The sequence below is a fragment of the Rhizobium sp. 01L410 genome, from assembly GCF_056400165.1.
In genome coordinates this window covers 529,156-553,782 of sequence record NZ_JBFTST010000001.1, presented here as the reverse complement: position 1 = coordinate 553,782, position 24,627 = coordinate 529,156, and the positions used below count along the sequence as shown (strand labels likewise).

Here is a 24,627-nt window from a genome sequence, read left to right as displayed (position 1 = left end):
ATGTGCCTTTCGCGCGTCAGGCCATTTTCGGCCCGCTCGTGCCGCCGAACAGGCCGTTCGGGCGGAAGAGCAGAACCAGGATCATCAGGGCGAAGGAATAGGCGTCGGTCCAGGCGGAGAAGCCGTAGCCGGCGCTGAAACCTTCGACGATGCCGAGAATGAGGCCGGCAACGACAGCACCGGTCAGGTTTCCGAGGCCGCCGATCAGCGCCACGGCAAAGCCCTTCATGACCATGGTGCCGCCGGTGAACGGCGTGATCGGGAAGAGGGCGATGAGCAACGCGCCGCCGAGACCGGCAAGGGCGCTGCCGAGCACGAAGACACCGGTGATGTAGCGACGGACCGGGATGCCCATCAGTGCAGCCGTATCGCGATCATCGACGGCGGCGCGCAGCGCGCGTCCATAGCGGCTGCGGGTGACCATGGCGAAGGTCAGTGCCACGACGGCGATGGTGACGAGAATGACCATGACGCGAACCGAGGCGATGCGCACGCCACCGATCTCCCAGACGCCGGTCAATGGCCGAGGAATGCTCTTCTGGTTCGGGTCGTAGAAGAAAATGACGATGTGCTGCAGCACGACGATCAGGCCGAGCGAGACGATGAAGCCATTGGTCGGTCGCGTCAGCGTGAAGCGGAACAGCCCGCGTTCGAGCACGAAGCCCATGACGCCGACCGCAAGGACGGCGAGCACGAGCGCGATGAAAAAGCCGAGACCGGCCTGCACGGCAAGCCAGGTGACGATGCTGCCGACCATCAGGAATTCGCCATGCGCGAAATTGATGATGCCGGTCAGGCCGAAGATCAAGGTGACCCCGACGGCGATCAGCGTGATAACGCTCGCGATCGACAGGCCGTTGAGGATTTGCTGAATGAGAATGTCCACAGCTCTGTTCCGCTGTTACGGGGACAGCGCTTCAAGCGCGTCCGCTTTCAATGACGAAAGTCCCGCCGGCGCAGGGGGCCGGCGGGAGGCGCATCGGCAGTTTATTCCGCGGGGGCTTCGGCGGGTGGCTGCTGCATCGCGCAGGAGATGTCGCCGCCTGGCGCTGCAGCGCAGACCTCGGTTGCGTGCGTCACCTGATGGCTCTTGTTGAAGGAGAGGTCATCGGAAACCACGCCCTTGTGATGGAGCGATTCCAGGGCTGCGACGGTCTTGTCCGGATCGAGCGAACCGGCCTTGGTCCAGGCTTCGGCGAGCATATGGACATAGTCGTAGTAGAGCAGAGAGACCGAGGAAGTTACGCCCTTCGGTGCGCCGGCAGCGAAGTAGGCCTTGAAATAGGTCTTCGCATTGGCGTTGGAGGATTCGCCCCAGCAGATCGGCACGCAGCTCATGGCGACCGGCACGTCGGCGGTCAGGCCGCGTTCCTTCCAGATGCCCGGGTCGACGCCGAACAGGAAGTAGCTGGGGGCAACGCCGAGTTCGAGCGCCTGCGGCAGGGCCGTCAGCGTCGAGTCACCATTGTACCAGAAGTGCACGACGTCAGGGTTCAGGCTCTTGGCGCGCGTCAGGAACGGCGAGAAGTCGGTGGTGTCAGGCGGATAGGAGATGACTTCGGGGACTTCCTGTCCTTCGGCCTTCAGTGCCTTGACGTAGTAGGAGGTCAGGAATTGGCCGGTCGCGTCGTTGCCGACGATGACGACTGACTTTTTCAGCGGGTGGCCGACGAGCGGGGTCAGCAGGCTGAGAACGCCGCGGGCCGTCGAGCCGGAGCGCTGGAATTCCTGCGGCTCGGACTGGAAGAGGTAATGGTCTTCGGCGCCGGGGGCGACGGACTGCGGGTTGAGGATCTTTGCCAGCGTGCTGTTGCCGGCAAACTGGATCACCTTGGCGGGCTGGGTGATCTTGGTCATCGCCAGGGTAAAGTCGTGGGTTTCCGAACCGAAGATCGCCGAGACCTTTTCGTCGCGAACCAGTTCCTGGGTCGCGGCAATGGCGGTGGAGATGTCTGTGCGGTCGTCGCGCTTGACCATCTCGACCTTGTAGGTCTTGTCCCCGACCTTGACGCCTCCCGCGTCGTTGATTTCCTTGACGGCCAGGCCGACGCCCGCCGGCAAGGTGTGACCGGCCGAGACGAAAGCGCCGGATTCTGCGGCCACGACACCGATCTTGATCGTGTCTTCAGCCGATGCCATTTGCAGTGACGCGCCGAGGCTAAGCGCTAGAGAAATGCCTCCCAAAACAAGTGATCGCACGGTCTCATCCTCCCGATGCAGATTTTGCGTACTTACCGGGTTGTCGTACAACCCTGTTTTCTGATAATTGGGTTGACGGAGAATGTCAAGCAAGTCTAACCAGACGGTACCGGCCTGCCGGTCACCGCAAATCAGGGAGTGAGAGATGCGAACGAAGGAGTTCGGCCGGACAGGCCGCAAGGTCAGCGAGATCGGATTTGGCGCCTGGGCGATTGGCGCCGCATGGGGAGAGGTGAACGATACGGAGGCGCTTGCCGCCCTGCACGCCGCCCTCGACACAGGGGTCACCTTCATCGACACCGCCGATGTCTATGGCGACGGCCATTCGGAGCGCCTGATCGCCAAGGTGATGAAGGAACGCGGCGGCGAACGCCCGTTCATCGCCACCAAGGCCGGACGCCGCCTGCCCGAACAGTCCGTCGAAGGCTATAGCGCTGAAAACCTGAATGGCTGGATCGATCGCAGCCTCAAGAACCTCGAGACCGATTGCCTCGATCTCGTTCAGCTGCATTGCCCGCCGACGGATCTCTACTACCACCCCGAAGTTTTCGGACGTCTGGACCGGTTGGTGGAGCAGGGCAAGATCCGCAATTACGGCGTCAGCGTCGAGCGTGTCGAGGAGGCGCTGAAGGCGATCGAATATTCCGGCGTCGTCAGCGTGCAGATCATCTTCAATGCCTTCCGCCAGCGCCCGATCGAGCATTTCTTCAAGCAGGCGGAGGAAAAGAAGGTGGCGATCATCGCCCGCGTGCCGCTGGCAAGCGGGCTGCTGTCGGGCAAGTTCAAGAAGGACACCAAGTTCGAGAGCAATGACCACCGGCTCTTCAACCGCAACGGCGAAGCCTTCGATGTCGGCGAGACCTTCTCCGGCGTGCCCTATGAGGTCGGTCTGGAGGCGGTCGAAAAGGTTCGTCCCCTGGTCTCCGGCGATACGACTATGGCGAAATTCGCGCTCCGCTGGATCCTGATGTTCGACGCCGTCACGGTCGCCATTCCGGGCGCCCGCAATCCGGCGCAGGCGAGCTCCAATGCTGAGGCCGCCAGCTTGCCCACGATTTCCGACAGCGCGATGCGGGAGATCAGGTCGATCTACGACACCTACATCAAGCAATATGTTCATCAGCGCTGGTAGGGAGCGTCAACCATGACAAGCCCGATCATCGATTCCCATCATCACTTCTGGGATCCCAAAAGCGGTGGCGATTATGGCTGGCTGAGCGGCCCCTTCGAGCCGATCAACCGCGTCTTCGAGCCGGACGATCTGCGCCCGGCTCTGCAGAAGTATGGCGTCAACGGAACCGTTCTGGTGCAGACCTGGAACGATCTCGGCGAGACCTGGGATTTCATCAGGACGGCGGAGGCGACGGATTTCGTCGCCGGTGTCGTTGGCTGGGTGGATCTGACCGATCCGAAACTCGTCCAGACGCTTGCCGAACTGCAATCGTCGCCTCAGGGTAAGTGGCTGGTCGGCGTCCGGCACCTTATCCAGACAGAAAGCGACCCGAACTGGCTGCTGCGTGACGATGTCAAGAAGGGCCTGAAAGCTGTCGAGGCTGCCGGGCTTGTCTATGACCTCGTGCCGAACCTGCCGCAACTGCCGTCCTGCATCGCGACAGTGGACGCCTTCCCTGAAACGCGCTTCGTACTCGACCACATCTCTAAGCCGGAAATCCGCAATGGCGGTTTCGACGAATGGGCGGTGCTGATCCGCCAGTTCAAAGGGCAACGTGACCACGTCTGGTGCAAGCTCTCCGGCATGGTGACGGAAGCCAACTGGCAGAGCTGGACGCCTGAGGACCTGAAGCCCTACGTCCATGAAGTGCTCGATGTCTTCGGCACCGATCGCTGCATGTTCGGCACCGATTGGCCGGTCTGCCTGGTGGCGGCGAGCTACGACCGTGTCGTCGAGGCGCTGCAGGAATGCCTGAAGGATCTGTCGAGCGCCGAGCGCGAGCGGATCTTCGGACTGAACGCGATCGAGGTCTACCGGCTTCCAGGCTTTGGGGAGGACCGGGCATGACGGCGGTTACGACTTCGGGCAAGATCGGCTTTGCCTCTCGCCTCGGCTTCGGCGCGAGCGGCATCGGAACGCTCTACCGGGATGTGACCGAGGCGCAGGCGGCCGATGTCCTGGCTGCGGCCTATGATGGCGGGATGCGCTATTTCGACACCGCGCCGCTCTATGGCCACGGTCTCAGCGAGTTGCGCCTCGGCACCTTCCTGCGAACCATCGACCGCAAGACCGTCACCGTCTCCACCAAGGTCGGCCGCTATATGGCGCCGCCCTATGGTGAGAGGGTCGACTACGGCCTGTGGGCCTCGCCGCTGCGCCTCAAGCCGGTCTTCGACTACAGCTATGCCGGAACGATGCGTTCGCTCGAGCAATCGGCAAACCGTCTCGGCATCGCGGATTTCGATCTGGTCTATATCCACGATGTCGATCGTTTCACCCACCGGGATGCCTACGAGCGGCGTTTCAACGAGGCCGTCGAGGGCTGCTACCGGGCGCTCGACGATCTCAGAAAGGCCGGTCACATCAAGGCGATCGGTGTCGGCGTCAACGAGAGCGATGTCGCAACGCGGTTTATCGAGGCCTGCGCGCTCGATGCCGTCATGATGGCCGGGCGCTATACCCTGCTCGACAGGGCGGCTGAAGCCGATCTGCTGCCGGAAGCGGCGCGTCGGGGTGTCGAGATTGTCGTGGCCGGGGTGTTCAATTCGGGCATTCTCGCCACGGGTCCGGGCAATTCAGGCACGACCTTCGACTACGGCGCTCCGCCGGAGGAAGTCGTCGCCCGGGCCAAGCGGATCGAGGCGATCTGCGAGCGCCACGGCGTCCCCCTGCAGGCGGCGGCGATCCAGTTCGCGTTCCGCAATCCACAGGTCTCGGCCGCGGTTCTCGGCATGAGTCGGCCGGAGCGCATCGCGCAGAATCTCGACTGGGCGAAGCTGCCGATCCCCGACGCCCTGTGGCAGGAAACCGACGCGCTGTTCGAGCGCGAACGCTAGAACAAAGCGCCCGCGCCAACCGCGCGGGTGCCTTTCAGCGCCTTGTAGTGCCGACCCGCGAGAGCAGGATGACGGGCAGGAGGCTGACGAGGACGATTGCGAGAGCGGCGATCGATGCCTCCTCGTATGTTCCCCTCGCTGCCTCGCCATAGAGATGCGTGGCGAAAGTCTCGACATTGAGCGGGCGCAGCAGAAGCGTCGCCGGCAGTTCCTTGACACAATCGACGAAGACCAGCAGTGCGGCGGCGGCAATCGCCGTCTTCGACAGTGGCAGGTGCACGAGGCGGAATGTGCCTGACGGCGTCTGGCCAAGGGTGCGCGATGCGTGGTCGAGCGTGACAGGAATCCGCGCCAATCCGGCGTCGATGCCGCCCGCCGAAATCGCCAGGAAGCGGACCGTCAGCGCATAGACGAGGGCCGCTCCCGATCCCATGAAGAACAATCCGGTGGCGACGCCCAACCATTGAGTACCGGCATGGAAAATCATCCTGTCCGCACTGCCGAGGACGATCAGCACGCCGATCGCCACGACTGTTCCCGGTGCGGCATAGCCGGTTGCCGCAATCCGCATCAGCAAGGATGAGCCCGCACCCGGCCATAGACGGCCGGCATAGGCAAGCAGAAGGCCGAGAAGGATGACCGCGGCGGTGGCGACCGAGGCGAAGACCACTGTGTATCCGACCTCACTGAGAAAATTGGTGGAAACCCCGGCGAAGCGGAAGCGCTTCCAGGCCTCCGAGGCCAAATAGACAGCCGGCGCCGCGAAGCCGAGGATAACAGGCAGGAAGCCGAGAGCAGTGAGAAGGAGACCCTTGGACAGAGAGACCTTCTGCGGCTGCAGGCCACGGCTGCGGCGGCTGTCTGTTGCGTAGCGCTGATTGCGCCGGGCCCAGCGTTCGATGGCGATCAATGCCACGACGATGAACAGCAATGCCAGCGCGATCTGCGCCGCGCCGGGCAGATCGGTGCGGGTGATCCAGGTCGTGTAGATCGAGACAGTAAGCGTGCGGACGCCCAGGAATTCGGCGGCGCCGACGTCGTTCAGTGTTTCCATCAATGCCAGGCTGACGCCGACGGCAACGGCCGGGCGGGCAAGGGGCAGGGCGATATGCCAGAAGACGCCGCGCCTGCTAATGCCGAGCATCCGTCCCGCTTCGATGAGATTGGCCGACTGCGTCAGGAACATCGCCCGGACAGGAATATAGACATAGGGATAAAGCACCATGCCGAGCAGCAGGATGCAGCCCGTCATCGAACGGATATCGGGCAGGCGGAACTGGCGTGGGCTTTCATAGCCGAGCAGCCAGCGGATCGCGCCCTGCACGGATCCGATCGGGTGCAGGATATCGAGATAGGCATAGGCGATGATGTATGTCGGCACCGCCAGCGGCAGCAGCAGCGCCCATTCGAGAATGCGGCGGCCGGGAAAATCATAGGCGGTCACCAGCCAGGCTGTCAGCGTGCCGATTGCCGCCGTCAGCAGGCCGACCCCGCCAAGCAGGATCACGGTATCGGCAAGGGCCACTGGCAGGATCGTCGAAAACAGATGGCTCCAAAGCGACGGCGAGCCTTTGAAGGCTTCGAAGGCGAGGCCGCCGAAGGGCAGGATGACGAGAAACGCAACAAGCCCGGCTCCGGAAAGCCAGGCGCTGACCGGCCGCCTTGCGGGGCGATCTGCCACTGATGTCAGGGACATGCGATCATCCGAACGGAAAGGGGCGCCCGCAGAGCATGCGCCCCGATCGCCTTAGTTGTCGAAACCGACCTTGTCGACGAGCGCGCTCGCCTCCTTGCGGTAGCCGACGATCTCGGCCAGCGGCTTGCTGTCGATCTTCAGTTCGCCGAAGGAGGCGATGATCGGATCGACAGAGGCGCCGGTCTTGACCGGATATTCGTAATTGGCTTCGGCGTAGATCTTCTGGGCTTCGTCGGAGACGAGATATTCCAGAAGCTTCACGGCCTCTTCCTTGTTCGGCGCGTGTTTGGCAACGGCCGCGCCGGAGATGTTGACCTGCGTGCCGCCGTTCTTGAAGGTCGGCAGGACCACCTTGATCGCTTCGCCCCACTTGACCTGATCTTCGCCGCCCTTTCCGGAGCGCATCAGGCCGACATAGTAGGAGTTGGCAATCGCGATGTCGCAGACGCCGCCGAGGATGTCCTTTGCGCCGTCGCGGTCACCACCGGCCGCCTTGCGGGCGAGGTTGTCCTTGACGCCGGAAAGCCACTTTTCGGTTTCGGCCTCGCCGTAATGGGCGATGTAATCGGCAAACAGCGCCGTGTTGTACGGATGCTGGCCAGAGCGGATGCAGATCTTGCCCTTCCACTTGGGATCGGCGAGATCCTCGTAGTTGAAGGCCGTCAGATCGAGATCCTTGGCGGCATAGAGTACGCGGGCACGCATCGACAGGCCGAACCAGTAGCCCTTCGCATCGCGAAGCTGTTCCGGGATGGCGGTGTTGAGCGTGGCTGACTCGATCGGCTGGGTGACGCCCTTTTCGGCGAGGTCCACCAGATTGCCGGCATCGACGGCCATCAGGATATCCGCCGGAGAGGCGGCACCTTCGCTTGCCACACGTTCGGCAAGACCGTCCTTGAGAAACACGGTGTTGACCTTGGTACCGGTCTTCGCCGTGTAGGCCTCCAGAAGCGGCGCGATCAGCGCCGGCTCACGTGTCGTGTAGAGATTGAGCTCGGCTGCGGAAAGAGTTGCCGGCAGAGCGCACAGAGAAACAGCGGCGAAAGCCGCGGACATTTTGGTTTGCATCATACTACCCCCGTAAATGACTGCGCCCCGTAGCTGCAGTTCTTGACGGAGATAGTCAAGTTTAAGTCGCCGCCATCACGGCTTCGTGATGGCGTTCTCACCCGTTCAGGCGAAGGCGAGCACCCGTTCGGGAGCGATCGAGATTCGCACGCTCTGCGCATCGTCCGGCAGGCGCCGCATGGTGCGGGTCCGGATCGGAGCCTGGAGACCCTCGACATCGAGCGTCAGTTCCTCGATTTCCCCCTGGAAGGAGCGCCTGATGATGCGGGCCGGCAGGTCACCTTCATCGACCGAGACCGTGATATCCTGGAAGCGCACATAGACGGTGCCGCTTTCCTCGTCGCGCAGGTCGAGCCCATGCGCGAAGCTGCCGATTGCCGTTTCCATGCGGCCGTTCCTGCTGATGCCGGGAATCTTGTTCGCCAGCGAAAAGAATTCGGCGGCATAGGCGCAGTTCGGCCGGTCGTGGAGATCGTAGCCGGTTCCCACCTGAACGATCTCACCCGCCCGCATCAGCACCACCCGGTCGCCCGCCGACAGCGCCTCCTGCGGATCATGGGTGACGATGATGGCGGTGGTGCCGAGTGTTCTCAGAAGTGCGATCGTCTCGGTGCGGACCTGCTCGCGCAGCCCCTGGTCGAGGTTGGAGAATGGCTCGTCCATCAGCAGGATGCGCGGCCGCGGCGCCAGCGCCCGGGCAAGTGCCACGCGCTGCTGCTCGCCGCCAGAGAGCATATGCGGGTAGCGGTCCGTCAGATGGCCGATCCCGGCAATGCTGATGACTTCCGCCGCCATCGCTGCCGCTTCGGCCTTTGGCCGCCTGCGCAGACCGAAGAGAATGTTCTGCATCGCCGTCAGATGCGGAAAGAGGGCATAGTCCTGGAAGACGAAACCGATCTTGCGTTCTTCCGGCTCGACGAAGCGGTCCGGCCCGGACACCATCTCGCCCTCCAGCACCACTGCCCCGCCATCCGGCCGCTCGATGCCTGCGATCACTCTGAGCAGCGTGGACTTGCCGCAGCCGGAATGGCCGACCAGGGTGACGATCTCGCCACGGGCGACGGTGAGCGAAAGGCCGGCAAGTGCTGCCTGGGCGCCGAAGCTGCGGCGGATCGCTGATATCTCGAGCGCGGGTGAAGAGGCCTTGTCCTGCATGCGGGTCCTTGGAAGCTTGGTTCGAACCGCCTTACTTTAGGGAGCCCAAGGCCCGCGTACAACCACCGCCCGAAATCCCGCGTTCAACGCCAGTCTTCGGAGGCGCAGCAAAAATGGCGCAGGCGCGCAAATTTTAGACATTGGCGTACCGCTCTTGGCCAAAGCGGGCTGTGCCGGACGCAGAAGTTGCGATAGATGCTGTGCTAGCGAACGCCACCGGGAGGATTTCACCCGGTCCCGAACGCTTCCATTTCTTCATCACATGACCGCAGCAGGCAAGGAATCCTGTTGCAGGAGGATATATTCATGGCCGTAGTGAGCGAAACCGCGCCGCGTTTCCAGAAGACGACAATGTCGATCCTGATGGCAGTCAGCTTCTGCCACATGCTGAACGATATCATGCAGTCGCTTCTTGCGTCGCTATATCCGCTCTTCAAGGCCAATTATAACCTCGATTTCGTGCAGATCGGCCTGCTGACGATGACCTTCCAGGTCACCGCCTCGCTGCTGCAGCCCTTCGTCGGCATCTTCACCGACCGTTGGCCGATGCCCTATTCGCTGCCCGTCGGCATGGCCAGCACCTTCTGCGGCCTGATCCTGCTCGGCAATGCCGGCAGCTTCGAGCTGCTCTTGGTCGCTGCCAGCCTGATCGGCTTCGGCTCGGCCGTCTTCCACCCGGAATCCTCCCGCGTTGCGCGGCTTGCCTCCGGTGGCCGTCACGGCTTTGCGCAGTCCTTCTTCCAGGTGGGCGGCAATGCCGGCCAGGCAATCGGCCCGCTGATTGCCGCCTTCATCGTCTTCCCGCTCGGCCAGCACAGCGTTTCCTGGCTCTCCGGCATCGCGCTGATCGGCATGATCGTGCTCGGCTGGGTCGGCAACTGGTACATGAGCCACCGCCGCCAGAATGCCGGCAAGCCGGCCGTCAGCCGCACTTTGCCGCTGCCGCAGAACAAGGTGGTGATCGCGCTCCTGATCCTCGTGCTTTTGACCGCGACGAAGAACGTCTACATGGCCAGCATCTCGAGCTACTTCACCTTCTACGTGATCGATCGCTTCCAGCTCGGCGTGCAGCAGGCGCAGCTGATGCTGTTCCTGTTCCTGGGCTCGGTTGCCGTCGGCACTTTCCTCGGCGGCCCGATCGGTGACCGCCTGGGCGCCCGCTTCGTCATCTGGTTCTCGATCCTCGGCGTCATTCCCTTCGCGCTGTTGCTGCCCTATGCCAACCTCTTCTGGACCTGTGTTCTCAGCGTCGTCATCGGCCTGATCTTCGCTTCGGCCTTCTCGGCGATCGTTGTCTTCGCGCAGGAGCTGGTGCCGGGCCGTGTCGGGCTGATCGCCGGGGTGTTCTTCGGCTTCGCCTTCGGCGCAGGTGGTCTCGGCGCCGCCTTCCTCGGCGACTTCGCCGATAGCCACGGCATCGAGTTCATCTACAAGATCTGCTCCTACCTGCCGCTACTCGGCCTGCTGACGATCTTCCTGCCGAAGATCCCCAGGCACGCACACGGGTGACCCCGCAGGTGACGCAGACCCTCGCGTAAATTATCCTAAGGCCTATCGCGCCGCATGCATTCCTGGTGATAGCGTGCGGCGCAATGACATGCCGGAGGATGACATGACGAAGAAGACCGTGGCCGATTGGCAGGCGCTTGCCGAGAAGGAGCTGAAGGCTTCTCCGGATACGCTGACCTGGCACACGCCCGAAGGCATCGACGTCAAGCCGCTCTATACGGCCGAGGATCTCTCAGGCGCCGGTCACCTGGACAGCATTCCGGGCTTTTCTCCCTTCACCCGCGGACCGCGGGCGACGATGTATGCCGGACGTCCCTGGACGATCCGCCAATATGCCGGCTTCTCGACCGCCGAAGCCTCCAACGCCTTTTACCGCAAGGCGCTTGCCGCCGGTCAGCAGGGCGTCTCCGTCGCCTTCGATCTCGCAACGCATCGCGGCTATGACAGCGATCATCCGCGCGTCGAGGGCGATGTCGGCAAGGCGGGTGTGGCAATCGACAGCGTCGAGGACATGAAGATCCTGTTCGACGGCATTCCGCTCGAGAAGATCTCGGTGTCGATGACGATGAACGGCGCAGTGATCCCGATCCTCGCCTCCTTCATCGTCGCCGGTGAAGAGCAGGGCGTTTCGCGCGCAGCCCTCTCAGGAACCATCCAGAACGACATCCTCAAGGAGTTCATGGTCCGCAACACCTATATCTATCCGCCCGAGCCCTCGATGCGGATCGTTGCCGACATCATCGAATATACAGCGCGGGAGATGCCGAAGTTCAATTCGATCTCGATCTCCGGCTATCACATGCAGGAAGCCGGTGCGACACTGGTGCAGGAGCTTGCCTTCACGCTGGCCGATGGCCGCGAATATGTGCGCGCGGCCATCGCCAAGGGTCTCGATGTCGATGAGTTCGCCGGACGCCTGTCGTTCTTCTTCGCCATCGGCATGAACTTCTTCATGGAGGCGGCAAAGCTGCGCGCCGCCCGCATGCTGTGGACGAAGATCATGGAGGAGTTCCAGCCGAAGAAGGCCTCGTCGCTGATGCTGCGCACCCACTGCCAAACATCGGGTGTCTCGCTGCAGGAGCAGGATCCCTACAACAACATCATCCGCACCGCCTTCGAGGCGATGTCGGCCGTGCTCGGCGGCACGCAGTCGCTGCACACCAATTCCTTCGACGAGGCGATCGCGCTGCCGACGGAATTCTCGGCCCGCATCGCCCGCAACACCCAGCTGATCCTGCAACACGAGACCGGCGTCACCAAGGTCGTCGATCCCCTGGCGGGTTCCTATTATGTCGAGAGCCTCACCAAGGAGTTGGCCGACAAGGCCTGGGCACTGATCGAGGAGGTCGAGGCGCTGGGCGGCATGACCAAGGCCGTCAACGAAGGCCTGCCGAAGCGGCTGATCGAGGAAGCCGCGACGCGCCGTCAGGCCGCTGTCGACAAGGGCGACGACGTGATCGTCGGCGTCAACAAATACCGGCTCGAGACCGAGGAAGAACTCGACATCCTGGCGATCGACAATGCGGCTGTGCGCACCGCGCAGGTGAAGCGGATCGAGGATACCCGCCGCCGCCGCGATAGCGTCAAGGTTGCCGAAACGCTGAAAGCCCTTGCAGACATCGCCCGCACTGGAGAAGGAAACCTGCTTGCCGCCGCTGTCGAGGCCGCGCGGGCGCGCGCCACCGTCGGTGAAATCTCCGATGCGATGCGCGCGTCCTTCGGCGATCATGCGGCGGTGCCCGAGGTCATCAGGGACGTCTATGGCGAGGCCTATCGCGATCAGCCGGAGCTTGCCGTGCTGAAGGGCCGCATGGCGGAGGTAACGCAGAGCCTCGGGCGCAAGCCGAAGATCATGGTCGCCAAGCTCGGCCAGGACGGCCATGACCGTGGTGCGAAAGTCATCTCTTCGGCCTTCGGCGATGTCGGCTTCGACGTGCTGGCCGGGCCGCTGTTCCAGACGCCCGACGAGGCGGCCGGTATGGCGATTGGCGAGAAGGTCAATGTTATCGGCGTCTCGTCGCTGGCGGCCGGTCACAAGACGCTGCTGCCGCAGCTGGTCGAGGCGCTGAAGGCAAAGGGTGGTGGCGACGTCATCGTCGTCTGCGGCGGGGTCATTCCGCGTCAGGACTATCAGTTCCTCACCGACCACGGTGTCGCAGCCGTCTTCGGACCCGGCACCAACGTGCTCGATGCCGCAAACTCCGTGCTCGATCTCCTCCAGGGAATCAGGCGAAATACCTGATGCTACCGGCCGGGGCCGTTACCGCCCGGGGATTGCCACCCGCATTTCGATGAAGCGGAAGATCCGGCCGAAGACCGCACCCATCAACAGATAGAGCGTACCGGCGATCAGGAAGGTTTCGAAGGGCGCGTAGGTGCGGGCGACGAAGACGCGGGCGGCACCGGTCATTTCCATCACGGTCACGGCGCTGGCGAGCGTCGAGCCCTTCATGACCAGCACCAGTTCGTTGGCAATTGCCGGAAGGATGGCGCGGTAGGCCTGCGGCAGGATGATCTTCAACAGCAGAATTAGGCGATGCAGCCCGAGTGCCTGCCCGGCTTCCCATTGCCCTACAGGCAGTTGGCGGATCGCACCGGCCAGCAGCTCGGCGGAATAGGCGGCCGAATTCAGGCCGATTGCGAAGATGGCGCAATAGATGGGGCTGCGCAGCACCGGCCACAGGAAGCTGTGGCGGATCAGATCGATCTGGCCGAGGCCGTAATAGACGATGAACAGCTGGACCAGCAGCGGGCTGCCGCGGATCAGGAACGTATAGGTGGAGACCGGCACGCGCAGAGAACGGCGCGAGGAGGTCAGCGCCAAAGCCAGCGGCAGGGCCAGAACCTGGCCGAGCGCGAAGCTCGCCACGGTGATCAGCACGGTGAGGATGAAGCCGTCCTTGACGGTCAGAAACGCCGGAAGAAACAGATCGAAGGAGAGCATGGTCACCTCATATGCGGCGTGAGGCGCAGCTCGTACGCCTTCAGGAGAAGGGACGAGATGCCGGTGATGGCAACATAGAGGCCGGCAGCGGCCAGATAGAAGGCGAGTGGTTGATGCGTCGCGCCGGCGGCGACCACCGATTTGCGCATCAGCTCCTCAAGGCCGACGACCGAGACGAGGGCACTTTCCTTGAGGATCACCAGCCACTGGTTTCCAAGGCCGGGAAGGGCGCGCACCATCATCTGCGGCAGGATGACGAGAAGGAAGGCGCGGGGCTTGCGCAGCCCGAGCGACAGTGCTGCCTCCCACTGTCCCTGCGAGACGCTGAGCAGAGCGCCGCGCAGGATTTCGGTCAGGTATGCGGCGGCAACGACCGACAGCGACACGACACCCGCCGTCAACGCATCGACTTCGACATAGCGGCCGATCATCTTGGTCAGCAGCACCGTGCCGCCATAGAAGACTAGGAAGATGACGAGCAGTTCCGGCAGGCCGCGGATCAGCCCGACATAGCCCATGATGATCTTGCGCGTCAGCGGACTGCCATAGACGGCGAGCGGCGCAAGGGCTGCGGCGATGACGAAGCCCGCGACGAAGCTGGCGACGCCAACGATCAGGGTGGTCAACAGCCCCTGCAGAAGCTGTCCGTGATATTGGACGAGGGCATCAAGCATCTGCGGCAGCCTCCCGGGTCACTGCGCTCTCGCAAAGGGCCGCGAAAAACTCGGCGGAAAAGCCGATCATGTTCTCGAAATGCGAGATCAGGATATTCTCGTCCGGAGAGTGCAGCATCGCGCCGTGATGCGTCAGCCCGGCGCCGAACAGGGTAGCGCCGAATTTATGGACGAAAGGATGCGCAAGCCCCGAGGCGGCCGAACTCGGCTGGATCACCGCTGGCCGCCCGAACCATTTTTCCAGCAGCGCCGCCCCGAGATCGACGGCGGGATGCGACGGGTCGCTTCTGACGCCGAGAACCTCGGCATCGAGGATTTTCATCTCGACGTCGTCAAATCCCTTCGCGTCCAGGTGACGGCGCAGCAATGCGGCGATCTCTACCGGGTGCTGGCCCGGTGCCAGCCGGAAGTCGAGCTTGGCCATTCCGGTGCAGGGCAGCACGGTCTTTGCCCCGTCGCCGTCATAGCCGCCATGGAAGCCGTTGACGTTCAGGCAGGGTTCGAAATTCAGGTGCTCGTAGAATGTCTCAGCATCGACGCCATCGAGCAGGCGCTGTCCGCCGGTTTCGGCCTGCAGGCTTTCGAGCGGGAAGGGCGGGGTCGCGGCAAGCGCGCGGCTGCGGACATCCGGCGCGACGACGCCGTCATAAAAGCCGTCGATCAGGATGCGGCCTGAAGCGTCTCGCAGCGAGGCAATGGCAGCCGCAAGGCGCCAGAGCGGATTGTCGAAAATGGCGCCAAGGCTCGAATGCAGGTCGGCCCGCGCCGTGCGGCATTCGAGCTCGACCGCGAGGATGCCCTTGAAGCCCATGAGAATGATCGGGCGGCCTGATTTGTCGACCTCGCCGAATTCCCACCAGCAGAGGTCGGCCCTGGTGTCCGGGAAGCGGCTGTCGAGGAAGCGGGTCAGCGACGGGCTGCCGATCTCCTCTTCACCTTCGACGATCCAGATCAGCTTGAACGGCAGGGCGCCGGGATGGGCTTGGCGGAAAAGATTCCAACCGGCTATGCGGCTGATGAACTCGCCCTTGTCGTCGGCCGATCCCCGGCCGTAGAGGCGGCCATCGCGCTCGGTGAGCACGAAGGGCGGATCAGTCCAGAGGGCGACCGGGTCTTCCGGCTGCACGTCGTAGTGATTGTAGATGACAAGCGTGAACGGTCCATCGCCGGTCTCGCCGACGACGAACGGGCCGACATCGCCCTTGTGCTGCCCCGTGCTGAAACCGGCTTCGGCAAGAAGGCGCTCGACCTCGTCCGCGCAGGCCTCCATGCCTTCGCCACGGGCGCTGACGGATGGAATGGCCACCAGGGCGGACAGATCGTTCCTGGCTGCCGCCAGGATGTCGGGTGAAATGCGCATGGTCTCTCCTGGAAGGGGAGGCGGGCATGCCGCCTCCCGCATGCCATTATTTCTTGGAGGCGTCGTAGCCGAACCACTTCTCGGAAATGGTCTTGACCGTACCGTCCTTCAGCATCGCTTCGACGGCGCCGTCGACCTTGGTCTTCAGCTCGGCCTTGCCCTTGCCCATGGCAACGCCCTGGCCCTTGCCGAATTCGGCAAAGTCGGCGCTGGTCAGCAGCGGACCTGCATAGGCGAGCTTGTCGGCGCCGCGATCCTTGATGAGCGGCTCCCAGGCGGAACGCTCCATCAGGCCGGCATCGATGCGGCCAGCGACGAGGTCGTCGGCAACTTGGTCGGGACGGTCGTAGACCCGTACGTCGGCATCCGGGAAATGGGCGCGGATCACCTGCTCGTGGGTCGAGCCGGACTGAACGCCGATCGAAGCCTTGGCGAGGGCCTTGGTGAGATCGGCGGCAGACTTGGCCGAGGCTGCATCGCTGCCCGGCGCGGTGACGATCGCGTTCGGAGCGTCGGCATAGGCGGCCGAGAAATCGACCTTCTGCGAGCGTTCGTCGTTGATCGACACGCCGGAGATGACGAGGTCGAACTTGCCGACCTGAAGACCCGGCAGCAGGCCGTCATAGGCCTGGTTCTGCCAGTTGCAGGTGGCGGCGATGCGCTTGCAGATCTCGTCGCCGACATCCTTGTCGAAGCCGATGATGTTGCCGCTGGCATCGACCGATTCCCACGGCGGGTAATCGGCGCTGGTGCCGATGCGAAGCTCGTCGGCAAAGGCGGTGCCCGCGAGAAGCGAAAGCGAGAGCACTGTCAAAAGTCGTTTCATGGAAATTCCCCTTTTGTTTGGAAACGGACTCGATCCGCCGCCCGCAACCGGGCGGCTGGAATTCTTGGGTTTTCGAAGAGATCAGGCGGCCGAAACGGCGGCCTCCTTCAGGAACTGCGAAATGCGCTTCAGGCCTTCGTGGAGCACCGCTTCGCCATTGGTGTAGCCGATGCGCAGATAGCCCTCCATGTCCATGGCGCTGCCCGGCGTCAGCATCACGCCCTTCTGCTCGAGAAGGCGAAGGCAGAAGTCCTCGGAGGAGATCGGCAAATCGTATTTCAGCAGGGCCGTGGTGCCGGATTTCGGCTTGATCCAGGAAATGAGCGGCTCGGCATCGACCCAGTCCGAAAGGATGGAGAGGCCGCTGCGGGTGATCTGATGGCTGCGCTTCAGGATCTTGTCGCGATTTTCGAGCGCGATCGCCGCAAAGTGGTCGTCGAGGCGGCCGACGCTGATCGTGTTGTAATCGCGATGAACGGAAACCGCATGTATCAAATCTTCCGGGCCGGCAATCCAGCCGAGACGCAATCCGGCCAGCGAATAGGTCTTCGACATGCTGCCGGTGCTGATGCCCTTTTCGTAGAGATCGGCGATCGAGGCGGTCATGCCGTCTGCGCCTTCCTGATCCGTGCCGCGATAGACTTCGTCGCAGAGGATCCAGGCGCCGCAGGCACGGGCGATCTCGACGATCTTTTCAAGATAGGCGCGGTCCATCAGCGAACCGGTCGGGTTGTTCGGGTTGTTGATGGCGATCAGCTTGGTGCCCGGGGTCGCCAACTTCTTCAGCTCTTCGAGATCGGGCAGGAAGCCGGTCTTCTCTGTCAGCTTGAGGACCTGGATGTCGGCGCCGATGCTCTCGGGGATCGAATAGTGCTGCTGATAGGTCGGCAGGACGGAGATGACGCGGTCGCCCTTTTCGACGAGGGTCAGGTGAACGAGTGCGTTGGCGCCGATGGCGCCGTGAGTGATTACGGTATTCTCGATCTTCTGGCGCTCGTAGAGACCGGCAACCAGATTGCGCAGCCGCACGCTGCCTTCGATCTCGCCATAGGTGAGCTTCAGCGGCAGCAATTCGGCGGCGATATCCGTCTTGCCTGCCATGTCGAGCAATTCGCCGACAGTCAGCGATTCAACGCAGGTCTCGGCGAGGTTCAGCTCGCAGACGTTCTCGTATTTGTTCATCCAAATCTCGACGCCGAAATTGCGGATCTTCATGTCATTCTCCTGGCTATTGCTTGTGTCTTAGGCGCGGGCGGCGGCGAGCAGGGCGACGGCGGCTGCGACGTCTTCGAGGCCGAGGCCGATCGAGCGGAAGAAGGCCGGGCGTTCGCGGCTGGGAGCCTTGGCTCTTCCGGCCAGCAGTTCGGGCAGGTCGCCGCAAAGCGCATCAGCGCTCCATTGTCCGGCGGCGGCAGCCAGTTTCATTTCGCCTGCTGATGCCGGTGTCGTCGCGCGGTAGTCGCAATAGACGTCGAAGCCCTGCAGGGCCGCGGGATCAACCTCGTGGGCATTGGCGGCATTGGTGCTGATCGAGGTGACGACGGCCGATTTCGACAGCGACTTGACGTCGATGACGGGCTTGCCCGAGGAAGTGCAAAGCAGCACGACGTCGGCGCCCGCAACGGCGGCATTGGCATCGGTGTATTGGCTGACCGCAACGCCACTGGCGATCGCGGCAGGAATGTCCTTGCGGCCGGCGACGTTCGGCGATGCGATGCGCACTTCTTTCCAGGCGCGGATCGTTTCCGCATAGCGCAGATGGGCAAGCGCCACCGGGCCGGAGCCGACGATGGTGAGCACCGACGCATCTGAAGGCGCCAGGACATCGGCGGCGATGACCGATGTCGCCGCGGTGCGCTCGGTGGTCAGCTTCTTGGAATCGCAGAGCAGTACCGGCGTGCCCGTTTCCATCGACATCAGCAGCGTCCAGGCCGTGACCAGCGCCTTGCCGTCGCCGGGGATGTAGGGTGAAAGCTTGGCGCCGAAGATCTTCTCGCCCGAGAGCACGCCGAGATAGGTGATGAAGTCGCCGGCATCGCGCGGAAACAGGCTCAGCGTCTGCGGCGGCTGAACGGCATCGCCATCTGCCAGCGAGCGGAACATGCGCTCCAGCACCGAGCGGACGTCCACTTTCGGAAGAAGGGCGGTGATATCGGCTTCGTGGAGAACGATTGGCTGTTGCGACATGAATGACCTCGCCTTTAAATGCGGGGCAGACGGCTGCGCGCAAATATCCGCTCCCGCGTAGGTGCCCCACGCACGGCTGAAATCGCTGTTGAATAGTCTGCCCATCAAGAGTAAAAGGAGCCTATGAGCAATATATTGCACAGTCAAGTGCGTCGCGATGTCCTAGCGCATGTTTCCGGCAATCTTCGCAGGCATCGTCAGGCCTCCGGGATGAGCCAGGTGGCACTGGCTGAAGCATCGGGGATCAGCAGGCGGATGATCGTCGCCGTCGAAGCCGGTGATGCGAATATCAGCCTCTCCAGTCTCGACAAGCTGGCGGCGGCGATGGGCGTCGGGTTTGTCGATCTGGTGCGTGATCCCGACCGCAGCTCCTCTGCCGATATCAACGAGGTGACCTGGCGCGGAACCGGCCCGGCAAGCGCCGGCGTGCTGCTCGGCACCGCGCCTGCGGCCCACGAGACACAGATGTGGCTCTGGTCGCTTGAAGGCGGCGAGCGCTATGACGCGGAACCGGACCCGCAGGGCTGGCACGAAATGATCTTCGTCACCGAAGGCGTGCTGACCCTTACCGTCGGCGGCGCCGCGAAGGACTACCCGGCCGGGACTTTTGCGATTTACAGCTCGGCCCAGGACTATTCCTACGCGAACCGTCAGACTGAAATCGTGAAGTTCATCCGCAACGTGGTGTCATAGACCGCTCGGCTCAGAAGCCCCCGTCGCTGGTACCATCGCGAAGACCGTCCTGATCGCGTGCCAGGTTTTTCTTGAAGTGGGCGATGAAGCCCTTGATGACCGGCGATGGCTCGACCTTGCGATAGGCGATCGCCAGATCCGATGTCACCGAGCATCCTTTCAGCCTGGTGTAGGTAATGCCCGGAAGCTGGATGCATTGGAACGAGCGCGGCACCAGCGCAACGCCGACGCCGAGCACGACCATGCTGGCGATCGTTATGAAATCCCGGCCGGAGCTGTTGATATGAGGCTCGAAACCGGCTTCGCGGCAGGCGGCGATCGTGTTGCGGTGAAAGCCGGTATCGGCGGGTTGGCGCGGTGTGATGAACACTTCCGGAGAAAGTGATTTCAGGGACACGGATGCGGCACCCGCATATCGATGCCCGGCAGGCAGGGCCACGACGAAATCCTCGCGCACGGCGACTTCCGCTGCCAAGCCCGGCGGAAGCGAGATCGGCGGCCGGATGAAGCCAAAATCGAGCGTCTTGTCGGCGATCTTTTCGAGTTGCTGGCGCATCTCGATCTCGATCAGCTGGAATTCGACACCAGGGCTCGCGGCCTTGAACTTCGAAAGCGCATCGCCGAGCACGCCGGAATAGGCAGCCGAGGCGACATAGCCAACCGAGACCCGCTCCAGATCGCCGCGCGCAGCGCGGTGAACGGCGTCGATGGCGTTCTCTGCCTGACCGAGGACGCGGCGGCCCTGTTCGGCGAGCTCAAGTCCCGGCCGCGTCAGCCGCACCGAGCGGCGGCTGCGATCGAGCAGGGCCACACCGAGCAGGGCTTCGAGCTTGATAATCTGCTGGCTGAGGCCGGGCTGGGCGATGCCTAACCGGGCCGCCGCACGTTCGAAATTCTGCTCTTCGGCAAGCGCAACGAAATATCGGAGATGCCTGAGCTCGAGCGCGGAGCTATTCGCCAATTGCCACCTGTTTTCAGAACCAGCGCTTATGAAAAACGCTCATTGCCTTATTGGATCAAAAAAACGAAAGCGTCTAGTAACGTGACTGAAATTGTCAAGTTTTAGGCGGGTCGTCCCGTCCTCGTCTCCATGAGGTTGCCGTGCGCGTGAAGAATCTATCGCTTGTCCTGCTGTCCACCGTTTGCGGGGCAGCGCTTCTTCCGGCAGCCGCGGTCGCGCAGGATGCGCAGACCGTGACCGAGCTCGCGCCGATCACCGTGCAGGGCCGGGCGAAGCAGGACCCGAATGCGCCGGTGAAGGGTTTCGTTGCAAGGACGAGTTCGACGGCGACCAAGACCGGAACGCCGATTCTCGAAACCCAGCAGTCGATCTCCGTCATCACCGCCGACCAGCTGAAGGCGCAGGATGCCGAAACCGTCGGCCAGGCTCTCGACTACACGCCCGGCGTCGTCAGCCAGCCGGGCGGATCAGATCCGCGCTTCGATGCGCCGCGCATCCGTGGGTTCGATGGCCGTCAGTCGCAATATCTGAACGGCCTGAGACTGATGCGGACGGCAGGCGCGCCGGCGATCGATCCCTATCAGCTCGAGCGTATCGAAGTGCTGCGCGGCCCGGCCTCCGTGATGTTCGGCCAGGGCAATCCGGGCGGCATCATCAACCTGATCAGCAAGCGGCCGACCTTCGACCGCTTTGGCGAGGTGGGCCTGCAGATCGGCAGCTACGATACCTATGGCACCTATTTCGATGCCGGCGGCCCGGTCAGCGACGGGTCGGATTTCGCCTACCGTGTAACTGGCCTGGCAAGAACCGCGAGCGCCCAGGTCGATCAGCTCGACAACGACCGTTATTTCATCGCCCCTGCCGTCACCTGGCAGCCCGATGAAGACACCAAGCTGACGATCCTGACCAGCGTGCAGCACGACAATCCGAGCACGCCGTCGGGCGTGCCTGCGATGTTTGCCAATACGCTCAGCCCGGACTTCTATGTCGGCGACAAGAGCTTCGACCATTCCAACCGGACGCTGACCAATCTCGGCTATGAGTTCGAGCACAAGCTGAACGACACCTGGACCTTCCGCCAGAATGTCCGCTACTCGAATTTCGATTGGGATTATCAGGCGCTGGGGATGTCAACGACCGTCGCGAACGTAGCCTATGGTCCGGGTGTCGGCGCCGATGGTCACTCAATCCTGCGCAATGCGACTTTCCAGGACGAACTGCTCAACACCTTCAATGTGGACAATAGTCTGCTGGGAGAATTCGAGACCGGTGATCTGGAGCACAAGCTTCTGATCGGCTTGGACTATCGCTATTTCAGCAACAATGCGCGCACCCGGTTCTTCCGGGCAACGCCGCTCGATATCCTGAATCCCGCCTATGGTGGACCGATCAGCCTGCTGTCCCGTACGACGGACACGCTGGTGGACACCGACCTCAGTCAAGTCGGTATCTATGTTCAGGACGAGATGGCCTACAACAATTGGCGGGCGACATTTGGCCTGAGGCAGGATTGGGCAAGTACGGATGGCACCACGACGAATTTCCTGGGTGCGACGCCGGCGGTCAGATCTCTGGATCGCGATGACCAAAAGCTGACGGGACGCGTCGGGCTGGGCTATGTCTTCGACAATGGTATCGCACCATATGTCAGCTACAGCACTTCGTTTGAGCCGGTTGCGCCCACGGCAACCTTTTCCGATGTCCGTCCCACGGAAGGCAAGCAGGTCGAAATCGGCGTGAAGTATCAGCCCGAAGGCTGGGACGGATTTTTCTCCGCGGCGGTCTACGATCTGCGTCAGCAAAATGTCCTGCAGACGGTTGGCGGCGTTACCAGTCAGATCGGCGAAGTTCATGCCAAAGGCATCGAGCTCGAAGGAGTGACAAGTTTGACGGATGGCCTCAATCTCAGAGCGGCCTACACCTATACGGATACAGACACGATCGCCCCTGGAATGCTGACGAATCGCCTTCCGCTGGACGGTGTCCCGGAACATGCCGCCAGCCTCTGGATGGATTACAGCTTCGCAGAAGGCTCCCCGCTTGAAGGCGTCGGCATCGGCGCGGGTGTTCGCTATGTAGGCCAGCGCTATGGATACGCAAGCTACGGTACCCCCGCAGTCCTGCACACCTACGACCTCGACGGAGTCACCCTCTTCGATGCGGCACTCACCTACAAGAAAGAAGGCGTCACCGCCTCGCTTAACGTCCGCAATCTGGCTGACAAGGAATATATCGCCAGCTGCAGCTCGTTCGGCTGCACCTATGGCGATGGCCGGACGGTGATGGGCAAGCTGACCTTCAACTGGTGAGGAAACGGCGAAGCCGCGCCCGCACGCTTACGGCGTTGGCTGGCCGCCGAAGAAGTTGAAATAGCCCCAGGCGGCCGCAAAGAGCACCAGGATGGTCAGGACCACGATGAGCTTGCGCAGCGCCGGATTGATCTGGCGCGGCGGCTTCGGCTTGTTCGGTTTCTTAAACTCGATGACGTTGTCGTTCATGCTGCTCTTCTAACCCGATTGCGGCGCCAAGCACAATTGCCGCTCACAACAAGCCGCGCCTTGCGAGACTTTTGAAGAGGGCCGAGATGCCGAATGTCCAGGGCGGGCATTGCGTCGACAGGCGCACGGTGTTGCTAAGCGTTCCGAGCCCGGCCGAAGAGATCTCCACGACATCGCCGAGCTTGTGGGTGAAGCCCTGGTTCTTGGCGTCGCGGTCCTGGGTCGGGGCAAAGAGGGTGCCGAGAAACAGCATGAAGCCATCGGGATACTGGTGGTGTTCGCCGCAGGTCTGCTTGACGAGATCAGTCGGATCGCGGCTGATCTTCGACATTGAGCTCTTGCCGTGCAGAACGAAGCCGTCCTCGCCTGTTACCTTGAGGTCAAGCTCGGCCTTGCGCATGTCGTCGAGCGTGTAGCTGTCGTCGAACAGGCGGATGAAAGGGCCGATCGAGCAGGATGCGTTGTTGTCCTTCGCCTTGCCGAGCAGCAGCGCCGAGCGGCCCTCGACATCGCGCAGGTTGACGTCGTTGCCGAGTGTCGCGCCTTTGATCTCGGCGCGGCTGTTGACCGCCAGCACGATCTCGGGCTCCGGATTGTTCCAGGTGGAGATCGGGTGCAAACCGACATCGGCGCCCCAGCCGACCGACGACAGAACCGGTGCCTTGGTGAACACCTCGGCATCGGGACCAATGCCGACTTCGAGATATTGTGACCACATGCCTTCATCGATCAGCGCCTGCTTGACCTTGGCGGCCTCGGGCGAGCCCGCCTTGATATTCGCAAGGCTGCCGCCGATCAGCGCGCCAACGCGATCGCGGATCGAAGCGGCGCGGTCAGGGTTGCCGGCCGCCTTCTCCTCGATGACGCGCTCGATCATCGACTGGGCGAAAGTGACGCCGCAGGCCTTGATCGCCTGAAGATCGGCGGGCGCCAGCAGATAGGGCTTGCTCGTATCCGGAGTGCCGGTACTGTTTGCGGCAATCGCCTCCAGCGTTCCGGCAGGCGTCCCGGCCGCCGTGCGGACGAAACCTGCGGGATCGGCCAGTTCCAGCAGCGCGCTCAGCGTCGGCACGTCTTTGGAAGTGATATCGATGAGCTGCCCGTCGCGGATCGTCACGATCGACGGGCCACCGGCCTCAGGGTTCCAGATGCGGCCGACGAAGAGGCCGTTTGCGGAAGCGGCGTCGAGAAGCTGGGACATGGTAACCCCTCCAATGCTGATGAGCGATTGCTCATGGAAATTGCGGAAAATTGCCGCCCTCCAGCAGCGCCGGAAATCGATCACATTCGGCCAGCGCGGGCAAGGCTGATCACCGGAAAAACTGACTGCACGTTTCGTTGAAGGCTAGATTTCGGACTTGCGGCCCGGTTGCAGGGGCGTAGGTTCGGCAGCGATTTTTCATCCGCCTGCCGGGGAGAGGAGGCCCCGCCTGCAATGCTGAAATCCTTCGAACACGTCGGCATGACGGTCAGCGACATGGATCGCACCGTCGATTTCTATTGTGGTCTGCTCGGCCTCAGACTTCATCTTCGCAAGAAGCAGCCGGATGGCTTCGATCTCGTATTTCTGGATGCAGGCGGCGGCATGCTGGAGATCGTCGCGCCGCCAGGCGGCGCTGCCAGAGCGGTGGATGTGCCTGACGGGACGGCTGGGATGCGCCATCTGACCTTCCTGTTCGACAGCGTCGACGAGACTTTTGCAAAGCTCGAAGCAGCCGGCGTCGAGGTGAAGGAGCGGCCGCGTCTCGCCTTCAATTCCGAGGTGCTGCACAAGATCGCCTTCCTGCGCGACCCCGACGGCATCATCATCGAGCTTGCCGAGCGCAGGCAGTAGAACGCGCACATTCT

At 62.7% G+C, this 24,627-nt stretch carries 22 protein-coding genes; 8 read left to right on the top strand and 14 right to left on the bottom strand.

All coding sequences use genetic code 11. The features are described from left to right. Positions 1-16 precede the first annotated feature (16 nt). Together AC1DV9_RS02450 and AC1DV9_RS02445 are read right to left on the bottom strand one after the other, a co-directional pair. Positions 17-886 (bottom strand): branched-chain amino acid ABC transporter permease, encoded by an 870-nt coding sequence (locus tag AC1DV9_RS02450; RefSeq protein ID WP_112514474.1) that lies wholly within the window; start codon positions 884-886, stop codon positions 17-19. A gap of 101 nt (positions 887-987) precedes the next feature. Then, positions 988-2,139, bottom strand: a complete 1,152-nt coding sequence (locus AC1DV9_RS02445; RefSeq protein ID WP_310290735.1) for an ABC transporter substrate-binding protein — start codon at positions 2,137-2,139, stop codon at positions 988-990. 205 nt (positions 2,140-2,344) lie between these two features. On the opposite strand from AC1DV9_RS02445, the gene AC1DV9_RS02440 reads away from it, so the two are divergent. Genes AC1DV9_RS02440 through AC1DV9_RS02430 form a run of 3 tightly spaced genes read left to right on the top strand, consistent with a single transcriptional unit; the run spans position 2,345 to position 5,208 of the window. Continuing rightward, the gene (locus AC1DV9_RS02440) at positions 2,345-3,331 is read left to right on the top strand and encodes an aldo/keto reductase (protein ID WP_477945981.1); all 987 of its coding nucleotides are present in this window, start codon (positions 2,345-2,347) and stop codon (positions 3,329-3,331) included. A 12-nt stretch (positions 3,332-3,343) separates the two neighbouring features. Next, positions 3,344-4,219 (top strand): amidohydrolase family protein, encoded by an 876-nt coding sequence (locus tag AC1DV9_RS02435; protein WP_477945980.1) that lies wholly within the window; start codon positions 3,344-3,346, stop codon positions 4,217-4,219. Next, on the top strand, positions 4,216-5,208 hold the full coding sequence (locus tag AC1DV9_RS02430) for an aldo/keto reductase (RefSeq protein WP_162708454.1): 993 nt from the start codon (positions 4,216-4,218) through the stop codon (positions 5,206-5,208). Before AC1DV9_RS02435 ends, AC1DV9_RS02430 begins: the two co-directional genes overlap by 4 nt. A 34-nt stretch (positions 5,209-5,242) precedes the next feature. Here the strand turns inward: AC1DV9_RS02430 and AC1DV9_RS02425 are convergent, their stop codons facing one another. The 3 genes from AC1DV9_RS02425 to AC1DV9_RS02415 all read right to left on the bottom strand — a co-directional run bounded on the left by AC1DV9_RS02425 (position 5,243) and on the right by AC1DV9_RS02415 (position 9,127). Then, positions 5,243-6,904, bottom strand: coding sequence for an ABC transporter permease (locus AC1DV9_RS02425; protein ID WP_477945977.1), 1,662 nt, complete (start codon positions 6,902-6,904; stop codon positions 5,243-5,245). 51 nt (positions 6,905-6,955) lie between these two features. Further along, complete coding sequence (locus AC1DV9_RS02420) at positions 6,956-7,960, bottom strand: extracellular solute-binding protein (protein WP_477945975.1); 1,005 nt, start codon at positions 7,958-7,960, stop codon at positions 6,956-6,958. A 117-nt stretch (positions 7,961-8,077) separates the two neighbouring features. Beyond that, on the bottom strand, positions 8,078-9,127 hold the full coding sequence (locus AC1DV9_RS02415; RefSeq protein WP_112388724.1) for an ABC transporter ATP-binding protein: 1,050 nt from the start codon (positions 9,125-9,127) through the stop codon (positions 8,078-8,080). Positions 9,128-9,433: 306 nt separating this feature from the next. Between AC1DV9_RS02415 and AC1DV9_RS02410 the strand changes: the two genes are divergently transcribed. Both AC1DV9_RS02410 and scpA read left to right on the top strand, forming a co-directional pair. Continuing rightward, entirely contained in the window at positions 9,434-10,636 is a 1,203-nt protein-coding gene (locus tag AC1DV9_RS02410; protein WP_112597259.1) for an MFS transporter, read from the top strand. 103 nt (positions 10,637-10,739) lie between these two features. Then, positions 10,740-12,878 carry a methylmalonyl-CoA mutase gene (gene scpA, locus AC1DV9_RS02405; RefSeq protein ID WP_477945973.1) on the top strand — a complete coding sequence of 713 codons (2,139 nt, stop codon included), beginning with the start codon at positions 10,740-10,742 and terminating at the stop codon, positions 12,876-12,878. A gap of 18 nt (positions 12,879-12,896) precedes the next feature. Here the strand turns inward: scpA and AC1DV9_RS02400 are convergent, their stop codons facing one another. From AC1DV9_RS02400 to AC1DV9_RS02375, 6 genes are all read right to left on the bottom strand, one after another. Then, the gene (locus AC1DV9_RS02400) at positions 12,897-13,580 is read right to left on the bottom strand and encodes an ABC transporter permease subunit (protein ID WP_112514479.1); all 684 of its coding nucleotides are present in this window, start codon (positions 13,578-13,580) and stop codon (positions 12,897-12,899) included. 2 nt (positions 13,581-13,582) lie between these two features. Continuing rightward, positions 13,583-14,254: an ABC transporter permease subunit gene (locus AC1DV9_RS02395; protein WP_112388720.1), complete on the bottom strand. Its 672-nt coding sequence runs from the start codon at positions 14,252-14,254 to the stop codon at positions 13,583-13,585. After that, positions 14,247-15,614 (bottom strand): M20/M25/M40 family metallo-hydrolase, encoded by a 1,368-nt coding sequence (locus tag AC1DV9_RS02390; RefSeq protein WP_112514481.1) that lies wholly within the window; start codon positions 15,612-15,614, stop codon positions 14,247-14,249. Before AC1DV9_RS02390 ends, AC1DV9_RS02395 begins: the two co-directional genes overlap by 8 nt. A gap of 46 nt (positions 15,615-15,660) precedes the next feature. Then, positions 15,661-16,440: a transporter substrate-binding domain-containing protein gene (locus AC1DV9_RS02385; protein WP_112388718.1), complete on the bottom strand. Its 780-nt coding sequence runs from the start codon at positions 16,438-16,440 to the stop codon at positions 15,661-15,663. Between the two features lie 81 nt (positions 16,441-16,521). Continuing rightward, a complete protein-coding gene (locus AC1DV9_RS02380; protein ID WP_477945970.1) occupies positions 16,522-17,655 on the bottom strand; it encodes an aminotransferase in 1,134 nt (377 codons plus the stop codon). Between the two features lie 27 nt (positions 17,656-17,682). Further along, positions 17,683-18,627: an ornithine cyclodeaminase family protein gene (locus AC1DV9_RS02375; protein ID WP_477945968.1), complete on the bottom strand. Its 945-nt coding sequence runs from the start codon at positions 18,625-18,627 to the stop codon at positions 17,683-17,685. Positions 18,628-18,750: 123 nt separating this feature from the next. Between AC1DV9_RS02375 and AC1DV9_RS02370 the strand changes: the two genes are divergently transcribed. After that, on the top strand, positions 18,751-19,320 hold the full coding sequence (locus tag AC1DV9_RS02370) for a helix-turn-helix domain-containing protein (RefSeq protein WP_477945966.1): 570 nt from the start codon (positions 18,751-18,753) through the stop codon (positions 19,318-19,320). Positions 19,321-19,330: 10 nt separating this feature from the next. On the opposite strand, the gene AC1DV9_RS02365 is transcribed toward AC1DV9_RS02370, so the two are convergent. Next, entirely contained in the window at positions 19,331-20,281 is a 951-nt protein-coding gene (locus AC1DV9_RS02365; RefSeq protein ID WP_477945964.1) for a LysR substrate-binding domain-containing protein, read from the bottom strand. Between the two features lie 140 nt (positions 20,282-20,421). On the opposite strand from AC1DV9_RS02365, the gene AC1DV9_RS02360 reads away from it, so the two are divergent. Next, positions 20,422-22,590 (top strand): TonB-dependent siderophore receptor, encoded by a 2,169-nt coding sequence (locus AC1DV9_RS02360; RefSeq protein WP_477945962.1) that lies wholly within the window; start codon positions 20,422-20,424, stop codon positions 22,588-22,590. 27 nt (positions 22,591-22,617) lie between these two features. On the opposite strand, the gene AC1DV9_RS02355 is transcribed toward AC1DV9_RS02360, so the two are convergent. Next, entirely contained in the window at positions 22,618-22,779 is a 162-nt protein-coding gene (locus AC1DV9_RS02355; RefSeq protein WP_477945960.1) for a hypothetical protein, read from the bottom strand. Positions 22,780-22,822: 43 nt separating this feature from the next. Beyond that, the gene (locus AC1DV9_RS02350) at positions 22,823-23,980 is read right to left on the bottom strand and encodes a fumarylacetoacetate hydrolase family protein (RefSeq protein ID WP_477945958.1); all 1,158 of its coding nucleotides are present in this window, start codon (positions 23,978-23,980) and stop codon (positions 22,823-22,825) included. A gap of 234 nt (positions 23,981-24,214) precedes the next feature. Here AC1DV9_RS02350 and AC1DV9_RS02345 point away from each other — a divergent pair, with 234 nt between their 5' ends. After that, complete coding sequence (locus AC1DV9_RS02345; protein ID WP_477945957.1) at positions 24,215-24,613, top strand: VOC family protein; 399 nt, start codon at positions 24,215-24,217, stop codon at positions 24,611-24,613. The last annotated feature ends 14 nt before the right edge of the window (positions 24,614-24,627 follow it).